Source organism: Chryseolinea lacunae, assembly GCF_016735595.1.
Lineage (GTDB): Bacteria > Bacteroidota > Bacteroidia > Cytophagales > Cyclobacteriaceae > Chryseolinea > Chryseolinea lacunae.
This window is the reverse complement of the sequence record NZ_JAERRB010000004.1, coordinates 349,065-371,831: the sequence shown is the minus strand read 5'-3', so window position 1 is coordinate 371,831 and position 22,767 is coordinate 349,065. Positions and strand designations below refer to the sequence as shown.

Annotated in this window: 20 protein-coding genes; 16 read left to right on the top strand and 4 right to left on the bottom strand. The window is 52.4% G+C overall.

Annotated features, from left to right (window positions below; genetic code table 11):
• Positions 1–13 precede the first annotated feature (13 nt).
• From porU to JI741_RS14360, 6 genes are all read left to right on the top strand, one after another.
• On the top strand, positions 14–3,412 hold the full coding sequence (gene porU / locus JI741_RS14385) for a type IX secretion system sortase PorU (RefSeq protein WP_369411785.1): 3,399 nt from the start codon (positions 14–16) through the stop codon (positions 3,410–3,412).
• A gap of 29 nt (positions 3,413–3,441) precedes the next feature.
• Positions 3,442–4,596, top strand: a complete 1,155-nt coding sequence (porV, locus tag JI741_RS14380; RefSeq protein ID WP_236676066.1) for a type IX secretion system outer membrane channel protein PorV — start codon at positions 3,442–3,444, stop codon at positions 4,594–4,596.
• A gap of 6 nt (positions 4,597–4,602) precedes the next feature.
• Positions 4,603–5,865 carry a M16 family metallopeptidase gene (locus JI741_RS14375; RefSeq protein WP_202010620.1) on the top strand — a complete coding sequence of 421 codons (1,263 nt, stop codon included), beginning with the start codon at positions 4,603–4,605 and terminating at the stop codon, positions 5,863–5,865.
• 87 nt (positions 5,866–5,952) lie between these two features.
• A complete protein-coding gene (locus JI741_RS14370) occupies positions 5,953–6,378 on the top strand; it encodes a hypothetical protein (RefSeq protein WP_202010618.1) in 426 nt (141 codons plus the stop codon).
• A 148-nt stretch (positions 6,379–6,526) separates the two neighbouring features.
• Positions 6,527–7,117, top strand: coding sequence for a Crp/Fnr family transcriptional regulator (locus JI741_RS14365; RefSeq protein WP_202010617.1), 591 nt, complete (start codon positions 6,527–6,529; stop codon positions 7,115–7,117).
• A 57-nt stretch (positions 7,118–7,174) separates the two neighbouring features.
• Positions 7,175–7,621: a DoxX family protein gene (locus JI741_RS14360; protein WP_202010615.1), complete on the top strand. Its 447-nt coding sequence runs from the start codon at positions 7,175–7,177 to the stop codon at positions 7,619–7,621.
• A gap of 137 nt (positions 7,622–7,758) precedes the next feature.
• Here the strand turns inward: JI741_RS14360 and JI741_RS14355 are convergent, their stop codons facing one another.
• Together JI741_RS14355 and JI741_RS14350 are read right to left on the bottom strand one after the other, a co-directional pair.
• Positions 7,759–10,524, bottom strand: coding sequence for a TonB-dependent receptor domain-containing protein (locus JI741_RS14355; RefSeq protein ID WP_202010613.1), 2,766 nt, complete (start codon positions 10,522–10,524; stop codon positions 7,759–7,761).
• 177 nt (positions 10,525–10,701) lie between these two features.
• A complete protein-coding gene (locus JI741_RS14350) occupies positions 10,702–12,846 on the bottom strand; it encodes an alpha-L-fucosidase (RefSeq protein ID WP_202010611.1) in 2,145 nt (714 codons plus the stop codon).
• A gap of 145 nt (positions 12,847–12,991) precedes the next feature.
• Between JI741_RS14350 and JI741_RS14345 the strand changes: the two genes are divergently transcribed.
• Positions 12,992–13,978, top strand: coding sequence for a GlxA family transcriptional regulator (locus tag JI741_RS14345; protein WP_202010609.1), 987 nt, complete (start codon positions 12,992–12,994; stop codon positions 13,976–13,978).
• A gap of 68 nt (positions 13,979–14,046) precedes the next feature.
• A complete protein-coding gene (locus JI741_RS14340) occupies positions 14,047–14,841 on the top strand; it encodes a DJ-1/PfpI family protein (RefSeq protein ID WP_202010607.1) in 795 nt (264 codons plus the stop codon).
• 59 nt (positions 14,842–14,900) lie between these two features.
• Here JI741_RS14340 and JI741_RS14335 read toward each other — a convergent pair whose 3' ends face one another.
• Positions 14,901–15,578: a Crp/Fnr family transcriptional regulator gene (locus tag JI741_RS14335; protein WP_202010605.1), complete on the bottom strand. Its 678-nt coding sequence runs from the start codon at positions 15,576–15,578 to the stop codon at positions 14,901–14,903.
• Between the two features lie 139 nt (positions 15,579–15,717).
• Between JI741_RS14335 and JI741_RS14330 the strand changes: the two genes are divergently transcribed.
• The 5 genes from JI741_RS14330 (at position 15,718) to JI741_RS14310 (ending at position 18,833) form a co-directional block, all read left to right on the top strand.
• Positions 15,718–16,515: an MOSC domain-containing protein gene (locus JI741_RS14330; protein WP_202010603.1), complete on the top strand. Its 798-nt coding sequence runs from the start codon at positions 15,718–15,720 to the stop codon at positions 16,513–16,515.
• 52 nt (positions 16,516–16,567) lie between these two features.
• Entirely contained in the window at positions 16,568–17,104 is a 537-nt protein-coding gene (locus JI741_RS14325; RefSeq protein ID WP_202010601.1) for a CopD family protein, read from the top strand.
• A 75-nt stretch (positions 17,105–17,179) separates the two neighbouring features.
• Positions 17,180–17,830, top strand: a complete 651-nt coding sequence (locus JI741_RS14320) for an SCO family protein (protein ID WP_202010599.1) — start codon at positions 17,180–17,182, stop codon at positions 17,828–17,830.
• Between the two features lie 82 nt (positions 17,831–17,912).
• On the top strand, positions 17,913–18,347 hold the full coding sequence (locus JI741_RS14315; RefSeq protein ID WP_202010597.1) for a c-type cytochrome: 435 nt from the start codon (positions 17,913–17,915) through the stop codon (positions 18,345–18,347).
• Positions 18,348–18,833 carry a DinB family protein gene (locus JI741_RS14310; protein WP_202010595.1) on the top strand — a complete coding sequence of 162 codons (486 nt, stop codon included), beginning with the start codon at positions 18,348–18,350 and terminating at the stop codon, positions 18,831–18,833.
• On the opposite strand, the gene JI741_RS14305 is transcribed toward JI741_RS14310, so the two are convergent.
• Complete coding sequence (locus JI741_RS14305; protein ID WP_202010594.1) at positions 18,830–19,264, bottom strand: DUF2141 domain-containing protein; 435 nt, start codon at positions 19,262–19,264, stop codon at positions 18,830–18,832. The two genes, JI741_RS14310 and JI741_RS14305, sit on opposite strands and share 4 nt — an antisense overlap.
• A 338-nt stretch (positions 19,265–19,602) precedes the next feature.
• Here JI741_RS14305 and JI741_RS14300 point away from each other — a divergent pair, with 338 nt between their 5' ends.
• The 3 genes from JI741_RS14300 (at position 19,603) to JI741_RS14290 (ending at position 22,767) form a co-directional block, all read left to right on the top strand.
• Positions 19,603–20,082 (top strand): (2Fe-2S)-binding protein, encoded by a 480-nt coding sequence (locus JI741_RS14300; RefSeq protein WP_202010592.1) that lies wholly within the window; start codon positions 19,603–19,605, stop codon positions 20,080–20,082.
• 12 nt (positions 20,083–20,094) lie between these two features.
• On the top strand, positions 20,095–22,254 hold the full coding sequence (locus JI741_RS14295) for a molybdopterin cofactor-binding domain-containing protein (RefSeq protein WP_202010590.1): 2,160 nt from the start codon (positions 20,095–20,097) through the stop codon (positions 22,252–22,254).
• Positions 22,255–22,335: 81 nt separating this feature from the next.
• Positions 22,336–22,767, top strand: a complete 432-nt coding sequence (locus tag JI741_RS14290; RefSeq protein ID WP_202010588.1) for a c-type cytochrome — start codon at positions 22,336–22,338, stop codon at positions 22,765–22,767.

The window sequence follows — 22,767 nt, the reverse complement described above, 5'->3', positions numbered from 1 at the left end:
TAAACCACCACTTTTGCAATCTCCGCGCACCATACGATGGTCTCTTGTCTGCCTTTTGGCGGCGCTTGGTCCATGGAGTCTTGCCCAAAGCCCGCTGGCTGAAAACTCCTGGTTCAAGGTGAGTGTTGAAAAAAGGGGCGTCTATAAAATTTCGTACGACGACTTCCGGAAGATGGGGTTCGACCCGGCCGCCATCGATCCGCGCAAAATAGCCGTGTTTGGAAATGGCGGCGGCATGCTTCCCCAGGACAATGACACGCCCCGCCCCGCATCGCTTCAGGAAACATCTATTATTGTGGAAGGCGAAAGCGATGGCTCGTTCGACAAAGACGACTACATCTTATTCTACGCCGAAGGGCCCGACGGTGTGCGCTACGACGTGCAACGTCACATCTTTGCCTACGAGAGCAATCTATACAGCAAGAAAAATTATTACTTCATTACCGTCTATGCCAAAGGCAGCAGTGAAACTCCGGCGCGCATCGTTGCCAGCGAGAATGTGGCCGGCAATTTTCCGGTGGTGCAACAGGTTGAAGATTTTGTGTATCACGAACTCGACGACTACAACGAATTGCAGTCGGGCCGCCAGTGGTATGGCGAACGTTTTGATCTGACCGCACAATACGTTTTCAAATTCAACCTTCCCGGCATCCTCGAAAATACGCCCGCCAAACTGGTGTCAAAGGTGATGGCGCAATGCTACGACCCTAAAGGTTCCTCGTTCAAAGTGCTGGTCAACAACACAACGGTCGGCGAGCAACCCCTGGCCTACATTGTCAACTCGCCGTATGCCATCAAAGGCACCGAACGCTCCGACACCCTGGCCGTGAGCGCCAGTGGAAGCACTACCCAGGAAATCACGTTTCAGTACACCAAAGGAACAGGACGCTCGGTAGGCTTCCTGGATTTTTTTCTCTTCCAGTTTTCACGCAAACCGGGGGCTTATGACGACCAGACATTTTTTGTAGCGCCTACAAGCCTGGACCAATCCACATCGCAGTATCGCCTCGCCGGAGGCACCAACACACACCGCGTGTGGAACATCACCGACCCTCAACACGTGCAACAACAAACCGTGAGCATTCAGCAAAACGGGGCTGTGTTTTCGACCTCCAGCGAAACACTGAAGTCGTATGTGATCTTTAACAGCAATGTGCCCGCGCCCGCGCTGGTGGGCGCTGTGGCCAATCAGAACATTAAACCGGGAAGTGTCGACTACATCATTGTGAGCCATCCAAGTTTTCTGGGCGAAGCGCAACGCCTGGCCGCTCACCGGCAGCAGCACAACGGCTGGGCTGTGCAGGTGGTGACGACCGAAGAAGTGTATAACGAATTTTCGTCGGGCCGAACCGACGTGAGCGCCATCCGCGATTTTTTGCGTTACAAATACGAGACCGGATCGTCGCGTCTGAAGAGCGCCTTGTTTTTTGGAAGAGGTTCCTACGACTACAAAGACCGGCAGACAAACAACACCAACTTTGTGCCTGCCTATGAATCGCGAAATTCACTTTCACCCTTAGAGACCTACTCGTCCGACGACTTCTATGCCTTGCTCGAACCCGGTGAAGGCGGATGGAGCGAATGGCCCGCGCATGCCGAAACACTCGATATCGGTGTTGGCCGCTTGCCCGCCAAAACACTGGACGAAGCGCACACCCTGGTAGACAAGATTATCGCCTACGACACCGACAAGAAAAACTTTGGTGCCTGGCGCAAAAGCATTTTGTTCGTGGCCGACGACGGCAGCATCAGCGACGGATTCTCTGGCGAACATCAGAAGCAGGCGCGCAGCCTTGCCGACGGCATCGAAACAAACGAGGCAGAATTTGACACGAAGCGGGTTTTTCTGGGTACCTACACCAAAACCGTGAAACCCAACGGGGAGGCTATACCGGAAGTGAACGACGCCATTATGAAACAATTTGACCGCGGTGCCCTCATCATCAACTATACCGGTCACGGCAGCGAAAAATTGTGGACCGACGAAAAGGTGCTCACCGACCTGGACATCATCACCCTCGAAAACAAGCACTACCCTTTTCTGGTCACAGCCACATGTGAGTTTGGCCGCCAGGACGACCCCGCCGATATTTCCAGTGCCGAGATCAGCGTGTTGCGGCCCAACGGCGGCTCCATCGGCCTGGTCACCACCTCGCGTCCGGTAAGTTCCAGCACAAACTTTGAACTGAACCAGGTTTTTTATGCGAACCTGTTCAAGCGCGAAAACCAGCGACTCCTTTCGCTTGGCGAAGTGTTCAGAAGAACCAAAAACGGAAGCACCGTCGGCGTGAACAACCGTAACTTTTCGTTGATCGGCGACCCGGGCATGACACTGGCCATTCCTCAAAATAATATTGTGATCGAATCCCTGGAAACCGCTTCGGGCACCGACACCCTGAAAGCTTTGTCGAACGTGACGCTGATCGGCCACGTGGAAAATGGCGAGGGAGTGATGACCAATTTTAATGGAACCTTAGAGGCCACCGTATTCGACAAACCGGCCACCGCAGTTACCATTGGCAAAAACAATCCGGCCGTCAGTTTCAAGCAATGGAGCAATGTGCTGTTTCGCGGCAAAGCCAGTGTGAAGGCCGGTGCGTTTCGCATCCAGTTTGTGGTGCCAAAAAACATTGCCTACGAAGTGGGTGCGGGCAAGCTTAGTTTTTATGCGGCCGACACAAGCCTGCAGCAGGATGCCGCCAGTGCCATGGCTGTGCCTGTGGGCGCGAGCGAAAAAGGGGTTGTTCCCGACAACACGGCACCCGACATCGCGCTTTTCATGGGCGACACCACCTTCATGAACGGTGGCATGGTGCTGCCTTCCACTTCACTTGTTGCGCGTCTGCACGACGCCAGCGGACTCAATACCTCGAGCTACGGCATTGGCAACACCATGATCGGCGTGCTTGACAACGATGCACAAACCTTTGTGCTCAACGACTATTATCAGGCCGACACCGACGATTATTCGCGGGGATGGATCAATTTTCCGTTGAACAACTTGGCGCCGGGGCGGCACAGCATTACGGTGAAAGTTTGGGATACGCATAACAATCCGGCCCAATCTACCATTACCTTCATAGTGACCGATGGAAAACTGCTGGTGATCGAGTCGCTGGGCAATGCGCCCAACCCATTCCAGCACGAAAGCCGTCTGTTTTTTACCCACAACCGGTCGGGTGATGATTTGGAAGCACAACTGTATATTTACAATCTTGCCGGGGAAAAGATATCGGCCTACTCGTTTTCGATACCAACCAGCCCCTATGAGGTGAATTTGCTCGAAATAAACGGTCCGAATGACGAAGGGAAAAAACTTGTTGCGGGGGTATACTTAGCCCGTTTGACTGTTCGTTCAGTAACCAATGGCTCTAAAAGTGAGCGTGTTACAAAACTTATTGTGGTGAATTAATTATCTTTGGACCTTTGAAAAAAAACTTAATGCAGTATCGCGTAATCCTTCTGTTGGCCTTTGGGTTGACGATTGAAGCTCACACTACCTTTTCACAAACCGTAACTCCCGGTGACCTCCTTGGCGCACAAAACGCCATCACCACGGCTGTTCCGTTCCTGGCGATCTCTCCCGACGCCCGGGCTGCCGCTCTGGGCGACGCCGGCGTAGCCACCTCACCCGATGCCAACTCCTCCTACTGGAATGCCGGCAAACTCGTGTTCATCGATAAAAAATACGGTGGAACCATTTCCTACACACCCTGGCTTGGCAAGATCGTGAACGACATGTCTATCTCTTACCTGTCGGGTTTCTACAAGATCACACGCGAGCAAGCCATTTCGGCTTCCATCAAATATTTTAACCTGGGCGACATCAGCTTCCGCGATGGCAACAACAACCCGCTGGGCGATTTTAATCCCCGCGAGTTTGCGTTCGATGCCACCTATTCGCGCATGCTGTCTGAAAAATTCAGCATGGGCATCACCGGCCGCTATATCTACTCTAACCTGACCGGCGCCTTCACCGGCATCGATGCAAAAGCGGGTAAGAGTGTGGCTGCCGACATCGGCGCCTACTACACCACGCCGCTCAGAAGCTCCAAGAATTCAACCTTGTCGCTCGGCGCCACCATCACCAACATCGGCGCGAAACTGTCGTATACCGACAACGCAAACAAAAACTTTCTGCCCACCACGCTTCGTCTGGGCACGGCCTACACGATCGACACCGATCCGTATAACTCCTTCTCATTCATCCTCGATTTCAGCAAGCTCATGGTGCCTTCCCCGAACTCGGGACGCGACTCTGTGGGCATTATCAACGGCATGTTCGGATCGTTTGGCGATGCTCCCGGTGGCTTCAAAGAAGAGATCCAGGAGATCATGACTTCGGTGGGCATCGAGTATTGGTATAACGACATCTTTGCCGGGCGCCTTGGCTATTTCAACGAAGCCAAAAACAAAGGCAACCGGAAGTATATGACGATCGGTCTCGGATTCCGCAAAAACAAATTTGGCGTAGACGTGGCCTACCTCGTGCCCGTGAACAAACGCGAAAGCCCGCTGGCCGAAACGCTGCGCTTCACGTTGTTCTTCCACATCAAAGAAACGGCGACCGACAAAGATGAAACCGTTACTGATTAATCGCTGATGCTGGACCGGACCCTCGCACCTCCCTTTAACCGGAGCACTGAATTCGAATTACTTCATCCTGAAAAAATTGTACTGAGTGGCGGAGCCGAAGCCTGGTTTGTGCTGGGCGGCAGCCAGGACGTGAGCAAAGTGGAGCTCATCTTTCCCGCCGGCCGTTGGGTCGAGAAAGTGTGGGGCGCTTCTTATTTCGCATCACAGCTTCTTTCGAAGGGAACAAAAACCAAAGGCAGTTTCGAAATCGCCCAGCGCTTTGACAGTCTTGGCGCACACCTGGAAGTGAACGCTGCGCTTGACATAGTTTCGGTGGCCCTATATTCCATCAACAAAAATCTGGAAGCCGGCCTGCGCCTCGTCATGGAGTTGCTCACGGCGTCAATATTCCCCGAAAAAGAACTGGAGCAGATCAAAGCCATCTATCTGCAAAACCTGAAAGTGAATCGCGAGAAAACCAGCTTTCAGGCATCAACCTTGATTCGCAAAAATGTGTTTGGTGACGCGCATCCCTATGGCAAGGAACTCGACGACGCCGAAGTGACGGCGTTGACACAGGAGCATCTTGTTGACCATTTTCAACGCTTCTTCACGTCGTGCACGCTCATTGTGTCGGGCAAAGTAACCCCCGCGCATCAACAACTGATTGCCGATGTGTTTGCACCGTTTGGAGTGAACACACTGGAGAAGAACAAAACCGGCAACTATAGTCCAGCCCAATCCTTCAGACAGGTGGTTGAAAAAGAAGGCAGTGTGCAGGCCACCATTCGCATGGGCAAGAAGTTTATCACGCGCACCCACCCCGACTATGCGGACACGGTGTTCCTCAATCATATTCTGGGCGGCTATTTTGGATCGCGTCTCATGAAAAACATTCGTGAAGACAAAGGCCTGTCGTATGGTATCTCGTCGAGCCTTCATGCGTTGCGTCACGACAGCTACCTGATGGTGGGCGCAGACGTGAATCGCGAGAACCTGACCCTCACATTCGACGAGATCGGCAAAGAACTGAAACGCCTCCGCACCGAAGCCGTAGACGCCGAAGAACTGGAAACAGCCCGCAATCATTTTATCGGCAGCCTGCAGTCGGAGATCACAACCTCTTTTGCACACGCCGACAAGATCAAAAACATTCTGCTCTACAATCTGTCGGATCGTCACTACCAGAACATGATCCATCGCGTGGATGCCATCACCGCAGAAGATCTTCTGAAAACGGCAGCTACCTATTTCAGAGAAGATAGCTTTATTGAAGTGGCGGTGGGCTGATGCGTCGGCGCGGTTGCCTTCCGTCAGCTTGTTTAAGTCGCTGTGCAAACATATCTTCGAAAAAACAAACACGCCAACACATCCAGCATGAAGTGGAATGCCATACTCTTTATACTCATCCTCTGCATCGCCTCGGGCTGCTCGAAAGAAGTTTCTGACGAGAAATTTGTTGGCACATGGGAGTTGAATGGCCGCAGCATGTTTGAAGGCATTCAGATCAAGATCGAAAAAAAGGACGGCGACTTTGTTGGAAAAATCATACACCTCAACGACAACAAATTCATAAAGATGTTTGCCGACAGCGGCGACGTGTGGGTATCTGCCATCACCCGTTCTTCCAATTTTGATTTTAAGCTCACCGAAAAGAAAATTGCCCGCGACCTGTTTTCGTTATACGGACTATCTACCTCCCAGGACTTTAAAGTACAGTTCATCGACGACAACACCATCGGCCTGGGGAGCGATAGTGCCGATCCTCAAAGATCGTCCGTACTTTACAAACGCATTCCTTAGCGAATCAAAATCGTTGCATCAGAACTGCCCGGGATCAAAATCCCCTTGGTCACGCAAAAAGGTTATCGAACAAAAATAGTAGCTTCGTAGTTGAACATGTCGCCGGAAACGCTGAACGGTGTTAAGGTCGCGACACCCGTGCATCACTATGAATTTCGATCACATCCTTCAAAACGTCAGGCAGCACATTCCGCTTTCCCAAGAGGAAGCTGATCTGTTCACCTCGTTGCTGGACGCGCGCGTATTTAAAAAGAAATCGTTCTTGCTCCACTCCGGCGATGTTTGTCTGTGCGAGACGTTTGTGGTGAAGGGCTGTGTGAAAATTTTCTATACCGACGCTGCGGGAGTGGAACACATCGTGAAGTTCGCCGTGGAAAACTGGTGGACGATGGATCTTGAAAGCTTTGCCCAGCAAACTCCGGCGTTCTACACCATCCAGGCCCTGGAAGACACCGAAACGCTTCAGCTCAGCAAAACCAACCACGACGTGTTATACGAACGCGTTCCCCAGTTTGAAAAATTTTCGCGCCTGCAATTTCAGAACGCCTACATCTTGTTGCAGCATCGCCTCACGCAAAATTTATATTTATCGGCCGAAGAAAAATACAATCGCTTCACCGAAAAATATCCGGGCCTGGAACTGCGCATTCCGCAAAAAGAGATCGCCTCCTACCTGGGCATCACTCCAGAATTTCTCAGCATGTTGCGCAAGCGACGCATGAAGCCCGCCATTTCTTAAACTACTTTATTTTTTTTGCCTGCCCGCCGCTGTTGTTTTGCCTGAAAAACAAACAACATGAAACAACTGCTCTTCAACACGCAAAACGATTGGATCGGACCAGCGCTTCGCTTTACCCTGGGCTTTATTATGCTGCCACACGGCGCGCAAAAACTATTCGGCATGTTTGGTGGCTATGGCTACCCGGGCACCATGACCTTCTTTACCGAAACCCTGAAACTGCCCGCGCTCATTTCGTTCCTGGTGATTGTGATAGAATTTTTTGGCGCCCTCGCGCTGATTGCCGGATTTGCCAGTCGCATGTGGGCGTTATTGTTCGTAGCCATCATGGCGGGCGCGATCGTCACCACCAACTACAAGCATGGCTTTTTTATGAACTGGTTTCAGAATCAACAAGGCGAAGGCTATGAATATCACCTGCTGGTGATCGGCCTCTGCGTTGCACTGCTGGCAGCAGGAAGTGGAAAATTTTCGGTGGATCGGTGGCTGATGGGGATGTGGTAACCAACGAAATCTCCATTGGATTTCTGGTCATGTGCTGACCAGGCATTCATCCTACAAAAAATTGCGCCTCTGTAGTCAAAGGAAAATCCGACGACCACAAAGGCGCAATGCACGTGCTTCAATACATCCTCATCGGATCACAACTTAAAGGTTAGCTGCCCCATGAACGTGGTGCCCAGCTGGCTGAACTGCGAACCGTTATAGCCCAATATTCTATAGCGGCCGCTAAATGTGAGATAACCCTCCAGCAGATTCCGCGAGCTGGCATCGTTGAGCACCGTCTGCCCCTGAGCATTGAGCGCCTCCAGTTTCCATTTTGGCAACACGTTGAAAAGATTGTTTACCGTGAACGAAGCTATGATGTTCTTCGTGATGTTGTAGCCCACGTTGAGATCTGTGACTACCGCAGGCGAAAATTTCTGTTTGATGTTTTGCATCACGGCGCCGCCGTTGTCAAGGTCCTGAAAGGCGGTAGGCCCAAACAGCGTATTGTTCAGCGCGACACTCCAGTTGTTCGCGGCATAGTCGCCACCCAAAATCATTTTATACTTTGGTCGTCCTTCGGTGAGCAGCGATTTCACTTGTGTGTTCAGAATCGTTGCGCCGGCCTGGCGAATGGCGGCGGGATCGTTCGGGTTGCCGATGATTTTGTTGGCCAGGTTGTAGTTACCAGCGACGTTGATGCCCAGCTTGCCCGCACCGACGGCGATGTTTTTATAGTTGGCCACAAAATCTACCCCCTGCGTTTTTGTCTTGATGCCGTTGATGAAAAACTGAACACTCGACAAACCACCGTTCGCAAGAATCTCGCCCAGCGCCGTGCCGGGGTCGTTTGACGTTATGGAAGAGCTGTACACAATTCTGTCGCGAATGTCAATCTCATAGGCATCCAGCGTGATGCTCAGGTTATCGGTGAGATTCAACCCAACACCTACCGTATAATTAACCGACTTCTCCGGCTTCAGCAACGGTATGCCCAACGCAAACGCTTCCTTGCTCCGGTTGTTGAATAGACCCGACAACACAATGGTTCCATTGGCCGACGAGGCTTGTGTGGACTGCGCATAGATCTGGTGCAGCGTTGGCGCCCTGAATCCCGTTGACACCGACGTACGAAAAATAATTTTGTCGTCGGCAAGTTTATAGCGTGTGGAGCCTTTCCACACAAACGCATTGCCGAAGTCGCTATAGCGTTCGCCGCGCACCGTGCCTTCCACAAGCCATTGGGGAATGATGTCCCAGCTCAGGTTTGCATAGCCACCCAGGTTAAAGCGACTGTTGGTGGTAGCGTTTTCCGCGCGAATGCCGGGAAACGAATTGGCACCTTCGCCCGCATAGGAAGCTTCATCGCCCGCGATGATGATGTAGGTTTCCTTGCGCGTCTCCGCGCCAAAAGCAAGCGTGATGGTGTTGAATGTTTTGCTGACGTCCACGTTGCCCACCACATGGCCGAACTTGTAGCCGCCCGGCTTGAACGACGTGGGGCTCGCGCTTTGCAACGAATGATTAACCGTGTTGCTCACCGTATACAATTGCTGATTGCCACCCGCCGTGAAACTCACATCATAGACCCATCCTTCGCGTTCGTCTTTCACACCAAGCGTGGCGTTGTAGTCGCTCAGGTCGCCTTCAAAGGTTGGCTGATAGCCGATGTAGCCTTTATACAAAGCAATGTCTGCAGGGTCTGTGCTGCCCGTGTAGTCAACACCGTTGGGGTTCACGGTGTGCAGCAGGCCATAGTCTTTTTTCCAATAGGGTGTTCGGTAGTTCGCATTGCTTCTCACCTTCTTGGTCACAAAGGCGGCGTTGCTATAAAACTGACCCGTCTCGCTGATGGGAATGCCGAGGTTGATCAGAAATTTGGCGGCCGATGTTTCTCCGGTGCCGTTGATGTTGTTTGCCGTAGGGTAGGCCTTCAAGTAGTTGGTGATGGGAAGGTTTACTGGTGACGTCGCACTTTGAGAGGCATCGCCAAAGGTGGCTATTTCCGTTGGCAGATCAATCGTGCCCGAGCGCACGGCAGTGTTTGCCTGGTTGAAGCCAACGGTATAGTTGATGAACCCGCCACGCGCAAAATTCTTTCCGCTGTTTAGCGACAAACCATAGGAGCCGCCATCGCCTTTGCTCGTCACGCCCGACGTCACATTGATCGTGGTGTATTCATATTTATCTTTCAGAATCACGTTCATCACGCCGGCGATCGCATCCGACCCATATTGTGCCGAGGCACCGTCGCGCAAAATCTCTACGCGCTTGATGGCATCGGTCGGAATGCTGGAAAGGTCGGCACCCGTTTCGCCGCGTCCGGGAGCAAATTGCACATAGAGCAGCGAACTGAGATTTTTGCGTTTGCCGTTAATCAGGATAAGCGTGCGACTCGGCCCAAGGTTTCTGATTTCGTATGGATCGAGCAGCGTGGTGGCATCGTTCACCGGTGTGTTCACGGTGCTGAACGACGGCACGCGATATTGCAGCGCCTTGTCGAACGTGAACTGACCCGTGCTAGCCAGATCTTTCACCGTGAGGTTGTCAACTGGCAATGGCGTGTCGGTGAAGGTGCGTTGCGATCCTCGACCCACCGACACAACAATTTCGTCGAGCTGGCTGGTGGAGGGTTCGAGGGTGATTGTCAATTCGCCTTGCGTGCCGATGGGTACCTCTCGGGTAAAATAGCCAACCGAAGAAACCACCAGCACGGTGGAGGATGTGGGAACCTGCAGCACAAATTTTCCATCCGGGTCGGACGCTGTTCCCGTCGCGCTTCCTTTCGCCAGAATATTAACACCGGCAATGGGCGCGCCCGATGTTTGATCGGTTATGATTCCTGAAACTTGCCGGCTCTGGGCCAGGCTCATGGTAGACAACGTGCCAAGCAAAAGCACATAGATTAGATTTTTTCTCATAGGTAAAAAGGTTAGGTAGCAATGATGAGCGCTGCTCCCCAAATAGAGTGCCTATAAAAAACCTTGATTCCGTTCCGTGAGAGAAGATTATTTTACTGAAGCCAACGAAATATCGTTGGCCCGACGAAATATCGTTCGGGCCATACGCATTGGAAGATGTGATGTGACTTCCGAATCCTACTCCCTGGCAGACTCCAACCACAAATTCGGCAACAACAACGTTTGATGCTGCGTCTCAGGATTGTGAAGCCTCCAGCTGGCATCATAAAACTTTCCGGGTTTCATTTCGACCGGACCGAGTTGCTTGCGATAGATGATTTGCTGGGGCGATGCCTTTATGGCGAATTGAATTTCCTTGTGAAAATTATTAAACAACTTCACCACAATCCTGTTGCTCCCGGCTTTCAAATGAACAAGCACGGTGTAGGTTGTGCGCTCTTCCTTGTGCGGCGCAAGATGTATCAATTGTTCTTCGTTGTTCACAAACACAACCACGCCTTCGCCCGCCGTGATCTCTACCAGCAGGGGTTGTTCTTTGGTTGATGTTATTTCCTGCACGGCATAGTAGGCCGTCAGCATTTCGGCCGGGAGCAAGATGATCTCTCCGGGCTTTTCAGTCTCTTTTTTAAATCGAACAACATCCTCCTTCGAAACACCACCACGCGATGCAATGCCCTCCACAACGTGCTCTATCTCCTTGCGCGAAGATTCCAATCCAGACCATTGTGCTTCGCTCACCAATGTGGGTGCCCATACCAACCCGGCAAGGTCGACCTGAAGCGGCACAGGTTCTCCTCCTTCCAGTGCAACCGTCGATTCCTTTCCGTTCAACAAAAGGTCGATGGTTTTTCCTTTCTCCTGGTTGGTGTAGTACAACGACTGCATATACAACGCTTTTTGCGACGTGCCCATCATCCACGATTCTTTCACCGTGCTCTGATAGCGTGTGTTGTAATCAATGGTGGAATTGCTAAAGTATTTGAATGCGTTGTGCGTGTTCAACACTATTTTTCCATCAACATCCTTTATCACCACCGCGGGCGCGATGGCGTAGTTGTCTTTAAATTCCAGTACCAACACGTCAAACGCGGTTGTGCCTGTGGGTGTCTTCACCGTCACGCCGTTGGCATTCTCCGAGGTTTGCACGCGAATGTGGTCGCGGAGGCGATACGAGCTTTTTATTTTTCCCTTCAAGCCGGGCAACACCAGAGCGCCATTGGCCGGGGGTGTCAACACATGAAGATATAATTTGTCGGGGCGGCTGGTGATGCTTCCCCAGGCAAACGGAACACGAAAAGGATCCGGTTGCACGCCATAGATTGCTTCGCCGTTGGTCTTAAGCCATGCGCCCATTTGCAGCAGCACGTGTTTTTCAAAATCCACCACCGCGCCGTCGCCTTTCGGGCCGATGTTCAGCAGGTAGTTGCCGCCGCGGCTGGCCACGCGAATGAGGCTGGTCAGTTTTTCGTTGAACTTGTCGGTTTCGCTGCCGCGTTGCTGCCACGAACGATAGCCCCACGTTTCGTCGAAGAATGATGCGGGCGATTGCCACGGCACCCCTATGCTATAGTCCGGCTCCTGGTTGTCGCCCATCACCGTGAAGTCGCCCATGTCGTTGCCGATGCGGCTGCTCACAAAACAATTGGGTTGCAGCGTGTGCACAAGGTCGCGCAGCGCTTTGCTTTGCTCGAAGCTTTGCGAACCCATGTCGAACCACAGCTCCGACACCGTGCCATAGTTTGTAAGAAGTTCAGTTACTTGTTTTTTGTTATACTCATGATGTTCGGGGGTGATGTAGTCGGAGTTGTGGCTGGAAATGGGCGATGCCTGGGGATAGTGCCAGTCGATCAGCGAAAAATAAATTCCAAACCTCACCCCATGCCGGCGGCACGCGTCCGACAGTTCCTTCAGCACATCGCGTTTGTAGGGTGTGGCATCCACCACATCGAAGTCGGTGTGGGCCGATTGAAACATGCAAAACCCGTCGTGATGTTTCGACGTGATGACGATGGAGCGCATGCCCGCCGCTTTCGCCAGCAACACTACCGAGTCGGCATTCCACTTGCCGGGGTTGAAACGCTTGGCCACCGCGGCATAGGTGTCGCTATAAATTCCGGCGTGGGCCTGAATCTGTTCGCTTAGTCCGCGCGAAATGGGCTTGCCGTCCCAAACACCACCCAACTCCGAATAGATGCCCCAGTGAATGAACATCGAAAACTTAAGGTCTTTCCAGGCCTGCAGTTCGGAGGCGGGTTGTGCAAATGTCGGGGTTGCGAAAAAGGTGATGCAGACGATGGCGGCAATACCAAAAAGTTGTTTCATGATGAGCGCGGATGAAGTATCGTTTGAAAATAAGGGATTTCCTCCGGCAGAAGCGCAAGGGTTGTGATTTTTCTTTTCTGCGCGAAAGAAATATCACGATGCCGGGAGGATGCATTGCCTTCATTCCTTTTTGTACTTTCACACCATGGAGAAATTTAAATTCCCGCACGCACAAACCGTCACAGCCGTGTTCGTCATTCCTCCACGGGTTCACCTGCTGGACATGAGCGGCCCGGCCCATATTTTTTATGAGGCGATGGACTATGGTGCTCCCTTAACGCTGGCGTTCACGTCGGTCTATGCCCAGCGTGGCGAAGAAACCAGTTCAAGTGGTCTTGCCTTTGCACAGCTCCAGAATTTTGAAATGCTGGCCCTCCGCGAAGGCGATCTCGTGTTTGTGCCCGGCCTCGAATCGCATCACCTGACAGACGAAGATTTTTACGCATCCATTCAACCTTTTCTCCACTGGCTGAGCGCGCAGCATACACGCGGTGTAAAAATATGCTCGGTCTGCACGGGTGCTTTCATCGTGGCCGAAGCCGGCTTGTTCAACGGCCGGCAGACCACCACACACTGGAAATTTCAGCACGTACTGAAACAACGCTACCCCAAAGCCAATGTGCTCACCAACCGCCTCTTTGTGTTTCAGGATAATCTTTATTCCAGCGCAGGCGTTGCGTCGGGCATCGACATGGGATTGTTTCTCCTGGAAGAATTGTATGGCACACGCTTCGCGGCCGCGGTGGCCCGCGAGGTGGTGATCTACCTGCGCCGTGGCCAGGACGATCCGCAGCTCAGCATTTTTCTGCAATACCGCAACCACATCGACGATCGCGTGCACAGCGTGCAGGAATGGCTCAGTCACAACCTCGACAAAAAACACACGGCCGATCAACTGGCCGAACGCATCCACACCAGCGGCCGCAACCTGACCCGGCTGTTCAAAGACACCACGGGTATCACCATCGGGCAATACGTTGAAAAACTTCGCGTGGAGCACGCGCTGCAATTGCTTCGCGGAAATCAAAAAGTGGAAACCGTGGCACATGCCTGTGGTTTGCAAAGCACCAATCAACTGCGCACCCTGCTCAAAAAACATTCGGGAGCGCTTCCCTCTGACCTGATGTCCTGATTCTGCGTGCGAATGTCCTTCGTGCAAAACGCCGGGTGATGTTACTTTGAGGACATAACACAACCCTCATGAAAGCTATCATCATCCTGTCACTTATCGCCAGCGTTGCCCTGGCGCAAACAAAAACAAAAGACCTCGCCTATTTCTGTCCGCCCTGCCACAGCGGGTGCGACGACCTTGTGTTCGACAAACCCGGCCCTTGCCCACATTGTGGCATGACGCTGGCGCAGCAAACACACGCCGAGCGCAAAACCGAAATGTCGCGAAAGCCCATCACGGTTTGTTTCTACTTGCAAGACGGCGTTGAAGTGCTGGACTTTGCCGGACCGATGGAAGTGTTTTCGTATGCCGGATTTAACGTATTCACGGTTTCAAAAACAAAAGAACCCATCCTCTCGCAAGGCATCCTGAAGATACTACCCGACTACAGCATGGCCGACGCCCCCGCAGCCGACGTGATGGCTTTCTTTGGCGGGAACGCCTCGCAAGGCTTTGACGAGAGCGTAGTGTCGTGGATAAAATCGCGCGAAAAAAACACCGACTATTTCTTTTCCGTTTGCACGGGAGCCTTCGCCTTTGGCAAAGCCGGCATCCTCGATAACAAAACCGCCACCACCTTTCACCTCAGCATCGAAGGCCTGCGCAAGTCGTTCCCCAAAACAAAAGTACTTTCGGACGTGAGGTTTGTTGACAACGGAAACGTGATCACCACGGCAGGCATATCGGCCGGCATCGACGGCGCGCTTCACCTTGTGGCAAAACTGAAAGGCGAAAACGCCGCGAAGGAAGCTGCGGCCTACATGGAATACGACAAGTGGGTGCCGAAAGAAGGGCTTGTGCTTTCCGGAAATGAAAAACCATAACATTCACTGAACACCCTAAGGCAGAATCTATGCTACGCGCCCGTCAATTCAGCACCGAACTACTTCAGGTTGTCGAGGTCGCGGATCAGAATTCGCTTGCGGTCGAAGTTGATGAGGTTTTGTTCTTTGAGCGCGTTGAGAATAGTGGTCACGGTTTGGCGCGATGTTCCTGTGAGACAGGCAATGTCCTTGTGGGTGAGTTGGGTGGGGATGAGTGTTTCGTAGCCCACCTTCTTGCCCTTCCAGGCAGCTGCATCTTTCAGAAATTCGATGATGCGGGTGCGGGCATCTTTAAAAACCAGGAGCTCCAGTTTGCGTTCCAGTTTCATGATGCGCAGGCCGATCAGTTTCAGAATCTTGAAACTCAGGTCGCGATTCTCATACATCAGCTCCTGCAGACTGTTGATGGTGAGCGGGCAGATGACGGTCTCATCCGAAGCCTGCGCAAAGTCCTTGCGCTTCTCTTCACCGGCCAGGGCCAGCTCACCAAAAATTTCTCCCGACGTAAGAATGGCGCTCACCACCTCCGAACCATCTTCAAGGTAATGACCAATCCGTACCCGCCCCTTCACAATCATGTAGATGTGTGTGGCCGAGTCGTCGGGCATGTAGATGAACTGCGATCGTTTGAAGGTCACAAACTCATGGTTATCGGCCATGCGTTTCACCTTGTGCGGGCAAAGGATCTTATAAAGATTGGTGCTTTCGAAATACCAGAGGGCAGCTGTATTGGACATGGAGTCTGTATCAAATTTTATGCTTTACAAGATCAACTTTCAGGGGTCGTTCACGTAAATAGTTTCGTTCTCGGCCCTCGCGGGAATGATAGAACGATAACTTGTTTTTAAGTTAGCATAAAAATAAACGGAAAAGTTCATGCCTCATCTCACGCTAAGTGAAATCTGGATCTACCCTGTCAAATCGCTTGGGGGCATCCGCCTGCAACACGCCGAAGTCGAAAAAAAGGGCCTTCGGCATGACCGTCGCTGGATGCTGGTGGACCTCGAAGGAAAGTTCCTGACCCAACGTGTACATCCCGTCATGGCTTTGTTTAAACAGTCAATCGACGACCATCACCTCACCATACATTTTAAAGGCGACGTTCTTTCGCTCGATCTTCACCCCGACTACATTCCCCAACCCCTATCCGTCACGGTATGGGACGATACCGTGACCGCCTTTGAGGTGTCGGCGCACGTTAGCCAATGGTTTTCTGAGCGCATGGAAATGCCCTGCCGGTTGGTCTATTTCCCTGAGGACAATGCCCGCCCGGTCGACCCTGGCTATGCCACACCCCAGGACCATGTGAGCCTGGCCGACGCCTTCCCCCTGCTCATCATTGGCCAAAGCTCGCTCGACGACCTGAACCAACGCCTGGCCGAGCCGCTCCCCATGAACAGGTTCCGACCTAACCTTGTGTTTACGGGCGGACAGCCCTACGAAGAAGACACGTGGAAACACTTCACCGTGGGCACCACCCGGTTCATCGGCGCGAAACCCTGCGCCCGTTGCGTGCTCACCACCGTGAACCAGGACACCGCCGTGAAAGGCGCCGAACCCCTGCGCACCCTGGCCACCTATCGCAAACGCGACAACAAGATCTACTTCGGGCAAAACGTGCTCACCGTCGATCACGCCACTGTGGCCGTAGGCGACGCGATTGTCCTCGCATAAAAAAAGCAAGAAAGGTATTGATCGCTGTGTGTTTGGTGGTGACTTTTGCCCTATGGCGTTTCTCTACCTCAAAGCGGTTCACATCATTTTTGTTGTCACGTGGTTTGCCGGTCTGTTCTATATGCCCCGGCTGTTCGTCTACATCATCGAAGCCCACGACAAGCCGGAGCCTGAGAAATCCATATTATTGAAACAATTGAAAATGATGGCGTCGCGGCTGTGGTTCGCCATCACATGGCCCTCGGCCGTGGTCACGCTGGTAATGGGCACATCGCTGCTCATCAGTCAACCCGCCTTCCTGAAGATGGGCTTCATGCACATCAAGCTCACGCTAGTTTTTCTGTTGTATGCCTATCACCTTTCCCTTCACTATATATTCAAGCAACTGAAAAACGACGTGGTTCGTTATTCGTCGCAGCAACTGCGCTTCTGGAACGAAGTGTCAACCCTATTCCTAATCAGCATCGTGTTTCTGATTGTGTTGAAAAGCGCACTGAGCATGGTGTGGGGATTGACGGGCCTGCTGGGCGTGATCATCGCCATCACCCTTGGCATCAGGCTTTATAAGAGGTACCGGAAGCATGAATAATACATTTCGACATAAAAAATATCATAGTCAGGCGTCTCACACCACGCCAACGTCATACTCTTTAAACATAAAAAAATGAACCTTAACATTTCCTTAGTCCGTTCAGCCTCAGTCATTGGCCGCGTGTTTTTTGTTTGCTTCGTTGTGCTGACCTCCTGCATCCAAAAGAAAGAACAACCGCTTCCCATCTTTGGCGAGCGCGATGTGCAAGGCACAGACACCGTCTACCATACCATCGGCGATTTCGCATTTGTCGATCAGGACAGCGCGTCGGTAACAAACGACACCTTCAAAGACAAAATCTATGTGGCGGATTTCTTCTTCACCTCCTGCCGCACCATTTGCCCGATCATGAAAACACAAATGCTGCGGGTGTATGACTCTATTCAAAACGATCCGCAGGTAAGACTACTTTCACACACTATCGATCCCACCTACGACACAGTAGGGTTGCTTCACGACTTTGCCGATCGACTTGGTGTGAAAAGCGATGTGTGGCACTTCGTGACCGGCAAGAAGGAAGACATCTATAAGATCGCGCAGACCAGCTATTTTGCCACGGCGCTGGAAGACAAAAGCGAAACCGACGGCTTCATTCACAGCGGCGCATTTCTGTTGATCGACAAAGAAAAAAGAATTCGCGGAAAATATGACGGCACAAAAGAAGAAGATGTGAATCGGTTGATGGCCGACATTAAACGACTGGAAAAAGAATATGAGAAGTAGCACGCCCGGTTTCAACGCACGAAAAAACGTGCTGTGTTCAGGCCATGTTTGCCGCGCAGTCTGGCAGCGTTTTTTTATAGGAATGACCTGGGCTGCTTGCTTGTGCTGGTTCGGATGTTCGAGCAAACCCGCCGAGACAACAGACGTGATGGCCGAAGGCTCGCCCAAGTTTCAGCAGTATTATGTTCATGGGAAAGAGTTGTATACAACCTACTGCAGCAACTGCCATCAGCAAAGCGGAACCGGACTGGGCCGCTTGTATCCGCCACTCAACGTGTCGGACTATGTGGACGCGAATCAAAGTGCCGTGTTGTGTTTGATGCGCAACGGGAAAGAAGGTGAGCTTACGGTGAACGGAAAAAGCTTTAACAAAAAAATGCCGGCCATACCCGCCCTCACCGACATCGAGATTGCCGAAATTGCCACCTACATTTACAATTCATGGGGACGCACCAAAGGCATCGTCGAAGTGCAACAGGTTTCGCGCGTGCTGGCCTCATGCGATACGCTACGATAGATGACAACCACCGAAACACTCCGGCAACAATATCAACTCACGCGCGGCGCCCGCGCCGCGCTGTTCGAATACTGTGAAGACGTGTCGCCCAACGATTTTGTAGCCACCCTCGAAAGCTTTGGCCATGGCAGTATGCGTCACCTGCTGGTGCATGTCGCCAACGTGTACTTGTATTGGATTGGTCACAACACCCTGCAACGGAACGTCGCCTTTTTCAAACCCGAAGAAGCCAACACCATGCAAGATGTGGAAGTGCTCTATCGCCAGGTGGATCGCTTAGTAGAAGACTGTTTCAACGCATTCGACAACAACTGGAGTGCACCCTTGCACATCACCCTCAACCGCCCCGAAAAAGAAATCAACACCACGCCGCTGGCTATTCTCACCCACGTGCTCACGCATGAATTTCATCACAAGGGACAAGTACTGTCCATGAGCCGACACCTCGGCTACACACCCGTGGACACGGACCTGATTCGCTTCTAGTAATATTTCATGTCCACCGTACACGTGAGGCTTTCGGCGGTCACGGCAACCTTGGCTTTTTCGAACGACGGTGGTCCGAACGATCCCATGGCGTTGTTGCCAAAAGCAAAGCCTTCTTTGGGGATACCCAGTCCGTTGGAATCGAGCTTGCCGTTTTCGTTGGCGTCGTGGATGACGCTGATGGCATAGTCGCCGGGGTTGAGGTCGGTGAACTGCACGGTCACAGTGCCTTCGGTGGCCTTCACGATCTTGCCTTCGGCCGGGGTTTTAAGAAAGGACTCTTCGTTGGTGAACAGGCCAACGCGAATGTTGCCCTTTGTGCCTTTCACGTTTTTTACAACCACCTCGAGGTTCACACCCTGTTGCGCAAAGGCAACCCCGGCGCATAGGGTGATCAATGCAAAAAGGGTCATGCTTTCTTTCCTTTTCATATCATCTTGTATTTTTCTACTAAACTCTTCTCTTTTCTTCAAATCCTGAAATTACATTTCCCGGGCTGTTGATTCCGGGCGACAGACTGAACAGATCCCGTCCCGGAGTGCCACACACCCCTTGCAATTTCTGTGCTAGTCCCGGACCAAACGGCCCTCCCAAACCTGCCTTTTTTCGCATGCTTTTTGTCATGCGATTTTTGTTGTTCGTAGGATGCCAGTTGCACCGGGGCGGCAAAAGCTTCATTTGCCATAATTCAGAATCCTTCTACGCGGTTTTTGGTGCAAACTTGTTGGTGTTCTTTGTAACTTACTTCTCTCCCAAACCATTTATTTGCATGGCATCCATAACCCTAAAAATCAACAGCAAGACCTACACCCTCGAGGCCGATCCGAAGATGCCTCTGCTGTGGGCCATTCGCGACCTGGCCGGCCTGACCGGCACAAAATACGGATGTGGCATCGCCCAGTGCGGCGCCTGCACCGTTCACCTCGCCGGCTCGCCCGTGCGCTCGTGCTCCATCCCCGTGTCGGCCGTGGCCAACAAGGACATCACCACTATCGAAGGCCTTTCTGCCGACAACACCCATCCCGTGCAACAAGCCTGGATACAAGAACAGGTGCCGCAGTGCGGCTATTGCCAGTCGGGCCAGATCATGGCGGCCACCGCGCTGCTGAGGAAAACCCCGAGCCCTACCGACAAAGATATCGACGCGGCCATGCAAGGTCACATTTGCCGGTGCGGAACCTATCCGCGCATTCGCAAGGCCATTAAAACCGCCTCACAATTGATGACTCAGAAAGCTTCTGCCAAATAAACCACCCACACCATGGAAACAAAAAATTTATCGCGCAGAGATTTCATGAAGCTGTCGAGCCTGGCCGGGGCCGCCCTCACCGTGGGCTTCTATTTTCCGGCCAACGCCAAGGAAGCATCCGTGGTGACACTCGACACCGCCGAGAACCTGGGCATCGACCTCAACGCCTGGATTTCGATCGACACCAGCGGCAAGGTCACCATCACCAACCACCGTTCTGAAATGGGGCAAGGTTCGTTTCAATCCGTGCCGCAGATCATTGCCGAAGAATTGGAAGTGGACCTCAACCAGGTGAACATTGTGTTTGCACAAGGCAACAACGCCAAATACGGAAGCCAGATCACGGGCGGCAGTTCCACCGTGCGCGGCACCTATAAAAAACTTCTTAACCTCAGCGCCACAGCACGCGAAATGCTGGTGGAAGCAGCGGCCAAAAAATGGAACGTGTCCAAAGCGGAGTGTTATGCCGAAAATGGCCACGTGATTCACAAACCCTCCGGCAAGAAATTTCACTATGGCGAACTGGTGGCCGAGGCCTCCAAGCTCACACCTCCCACCGCGGTGAAACTGAAAGATCCGAAAGACTATAAAATTCTGCGCAAGCCCATGCCGCGCCAGGACACCCCCATGAAGGTGAACGGCACCGCCATGTTTGGTCTGGACAAAAAACTGCCGGGCATGCTCTATGCGGTGGTGGAACGCAACCCGCGCTTCCAGGGCAAAGTGAAAAGCTTCGACGACACCGAAACCAAAAAAGTGCCCGGCGTGAAACACGTGCTCGCCGTGAAGATGAGTGTGTTCAACACCCTCCGCGAAGGAGTGGCCGTGGTGGCCGACAGCACCTGGGCCGCCATGCAAGGCCGGAAAGTTTTGAAAGTGGAATGGGACGACACCGGCTTCGACCACGTGAGCACGGAACAGCTATACGCCAAAATGAACGACGACCTCAAAACAAAAGAAGGACTCTCGTTCAAAACCAAAGGCAACTTTGCCGCTGCCGTGGAGAAGGCCGACAAAAAACTTGACGTCGTCTATGAAACTCCCTACGAATCGCACAGCTGCATGGAGCCCGTCAATTGCACGGCACACTATCAGGACGACAAACTGGAAATCTGGGGCCCGATTCAAGGACCCGACTGGGTGCAGGATTTGCTGAGCCCGTTGCTGGACTTACCCAAAGAAAAAATAATCGTGAACATGACATTCCTTGGCGGAGGTTTTGGCCGCAAGGCATTCATGGACTATCCACACGAGGCGGCCGTCATCTCCAAAGTCATCAAGGCTCCTGTGCAAGTGGTGTGGACACGCGAAGACGACACCACACAGGGACCGTTCCGTCCGGGCATGGTCTACCAATGTGCCGGCGGCGTGAAGAACGGAAGCATCAGCGCTTTCAAGGCAAAGCTTGCCGGACAAGACATGGACCACCAGTGGCCCGGTGCTCAAAAAGATTCCTATCTCGGCAGCACCACAGAAGGATTTTTGGAACCGTATTTTGAAAGCATACCACACTACAGCTTCTCCGACGTGCCGCTCGATGTGCCCATCCCGGTGATGTGGTGGCGTTCGGTGTATGCCTCTACCAACGGCTTTGCGTTCGAAAGTTTTATGGACGAACTGGCACACGAAGCTGGAAAAGATCCGTTGGATTTTCGCCGTCAGCATTTGGGCAACGAGCGTTATCAGACCCTTATCACTAAACTGGAAGAAGTGACAGGCTGGAAAACGCGCAAGAAAAACGAAGGCTATGGCGTGGCCATCACCGAATGTTTTTCGAGCATCGTGGGCGAAGTGGTGAAAGTGTCTAAGAAAGCCGACGGCAAAGTGAAGATCGACAAAGTGTGGGCGGTGATGGACTGCGGCTGGTATGTGAACCCCGACATCATTCGCGCACAAGTGGAAGGCAGCGTGATCATGGCGCTGGGAGCAGCCACCGTGCACGCTACCCATTTCAAAGACGGCAAGGCGGTTGAACAAAACTTCAACACCTACAAAATGCCCCGCATCATCGACACACCCGAAATAGAAGTGCACGTGGTAGACAACGACGAGAAAGCGGGCGGCGTGGGCGAACCCGGATTGCCACCGTTCACACCAGCATTGACCAATGCTATATTCGATTTGACCGGTAAACGCATTCGCAAGCTGCCCTTTGCATTGGAAGAAGTATAATTGTTTCAGGGAAGCGTGGCCATCACCCCTTTGGCTTCGCTTCCATTTTTTAATACAATCTCTTAAACAAAAATCAGATTGATGAAAAAGATCATTTTCATTTCGCTCTTCTGCGTTTCCGTTGTGTCGTTTTTTTCGTTTCAGCAAAAGCCAAAGTTCGATTTGAAGACCAGCATTGCGCGCGGCAAAGAAATTTACGCAGCACAATGCATCACGTGTCATATGGAACAAGGTGAAGGCATGGAGGGCGCGTTTCCTCCCCTGGCAAAATCGAACTACCTGGCCAACCGCGACCGGCTAATTAAGATAATTGTGAAAGGAGTGCGGGGTCCCATGACGGTGAACGGCGTTGCCTATGACGGCGAGATGGTAGGTTTCACACTTACCGACGAACAAACTTCGGACGTCATCAACTACATCCGGAATTCGTGGGGCAACAAACATGCGGCCGTCACCCCGGGCGAAATTCCCGCAGGCTTAGGCACGCAGTCGGCAGACTATCAGCCTTACTAA

What these genes read in the sequence shown, in the direction of transcription:
- JI741_RS14305 (WP_202010594.1), bottom strand. Translation starts at nt 19,264, where the DNA reads ATGAAAAGGAAAGAAAGCATGACCCTTTTTGCATTGATCACCCTATGC.
- JI741_RS14360 (WP_202010615.1), top strand. Translation starts at nt 7,175, where the DNA reads ATGAAACAACTGCTCTTCAACACGCAAAACGATTGGATCGGACCAGCG.
- JI741_RS14345 (WP_202010609.1), top strand. Translation starts at nt 12,992, where the DNA reads ATGGAGAAATTTAAATTCCCGCACGCACAAACCGTCACAGCCGTGTTC.
- porV (WP_236676066.1), top strand. Translation starts at nt 3,442, where the DNA reads ATGCAGTATCGCGTAATCCTTCTGTTGGCCTTTGGGTTGACGATTGAA.
- JI741_RS14295 (WP_202010590.1), top strand. Translation starts at nt 20,095, where the DNA reads ATGGAAACAAAAAATTTATCGCGCAGAGATTTCATGAAGCTGTCGAGC.
- JI741_RS14340 (WP_202010607.1), top strand. Translation starts at nt 14,047, where the DNA reads ATGAAAGCTATCATCATCCTGTCACTTATCGCCAGCGTTGCCCTGGCG.
- JI741_RS14315 (WP_202010597.1), top strand. Translation starts at nt 17,913, where the DNA reads ATGACCTGGGCTGCTTGCTTGTGCTGGTTCGGATGTTCGAGCAAACCC.
- JI741_RS14365 (WP_202010617.1), top strand. Translation starts at nt 6,527, where the DNA reads ATGAATTTCGATCACATCCTTCAAAACGTCAGGCAGCACATTCCGCTT.
- JI741_RS14300 (WP_202010592.1), top strand. Translation starts at nt 19,603, where the DNA reads ATGGCATCCATAACCCTAAAAATCAACAGCAAGACCTACACCCTCGAG.
- JI741_RS14335 (WP_202010605.1), bottom strand. Translation starts at nt 15,578, where the DNA reads ATGTCCAATACAGCTGCCCTCTGGTATTTCGAAAGCACCAATCTTTAT.
- JI741_RS14310 (WP_202010595.1), top strand. Translation starts at nt 18,348, where the DNA reads ATGACAACCACCGAAACACTCCGGCAACAATATCAACTCACGCGCGGC.
- JI741_RS14330 (WP_202010603.1), top strand. Translation starts at nt 15,718, where the DNA reads ATGCCTCATCTCACGCTAAGTGAAATCTGGATCTACCCTGTCAAATCG.
- JI741_RS14375 (WP_202010620.1), top strand. Translation starts at nt 4,603, where the DNA reads ATGCTGGACCGGACCCTCGCACCTCCCTTTAACCGGAGCACTGAATTC.
- JI741_RS14350 (WP_202010611.1), bottom strand. Translation starts at nt 12,846, where the DNA reads ATGAAACAACTTTTTGGTATTGCCGCCATCGTCTGCATCACCTTTTTC.
- JI741_RS14355 (WP_202010613.1), bottom strand. Translation starts at nt 10,524, where the DNA reads ATGAGAAAAAATCTAATCTATGTGCTTTTGCTTGGCACGTTGTCTACC.
- JI741_RS14290 (WP_202010588.1), top strand. Translation starts at nt 22,336, where the DNA reads ATGAAAAAGATCATTTTCATTTCGCTCTTCTGCGTTTCCGTTGTGTCG.
- JI741_RS14370 (WP_202010618.1), top strand. Translation starts at nt 5,953, where the DNA reads ATGAAGTGGAATGCCATACTCTTTATACTCATCCTCTGCATCGCCTCG.
- JI741_RS14320 (WP_202010599.1), top strand. Translation starts at nt 17,180, where the DNA reads ATGAACCTTAACATTTCCTTAGTCCGTTCAGCCTCAGTCATTGGCCGC.
- JI741_RS14325 (WP_202010601.1), top strand. Translation starts at nt 16,568, where the DNA reads ATGGCGTTTCTCTACCTCAAAGCGGTTCACATCATTTTTGTTGTCACG.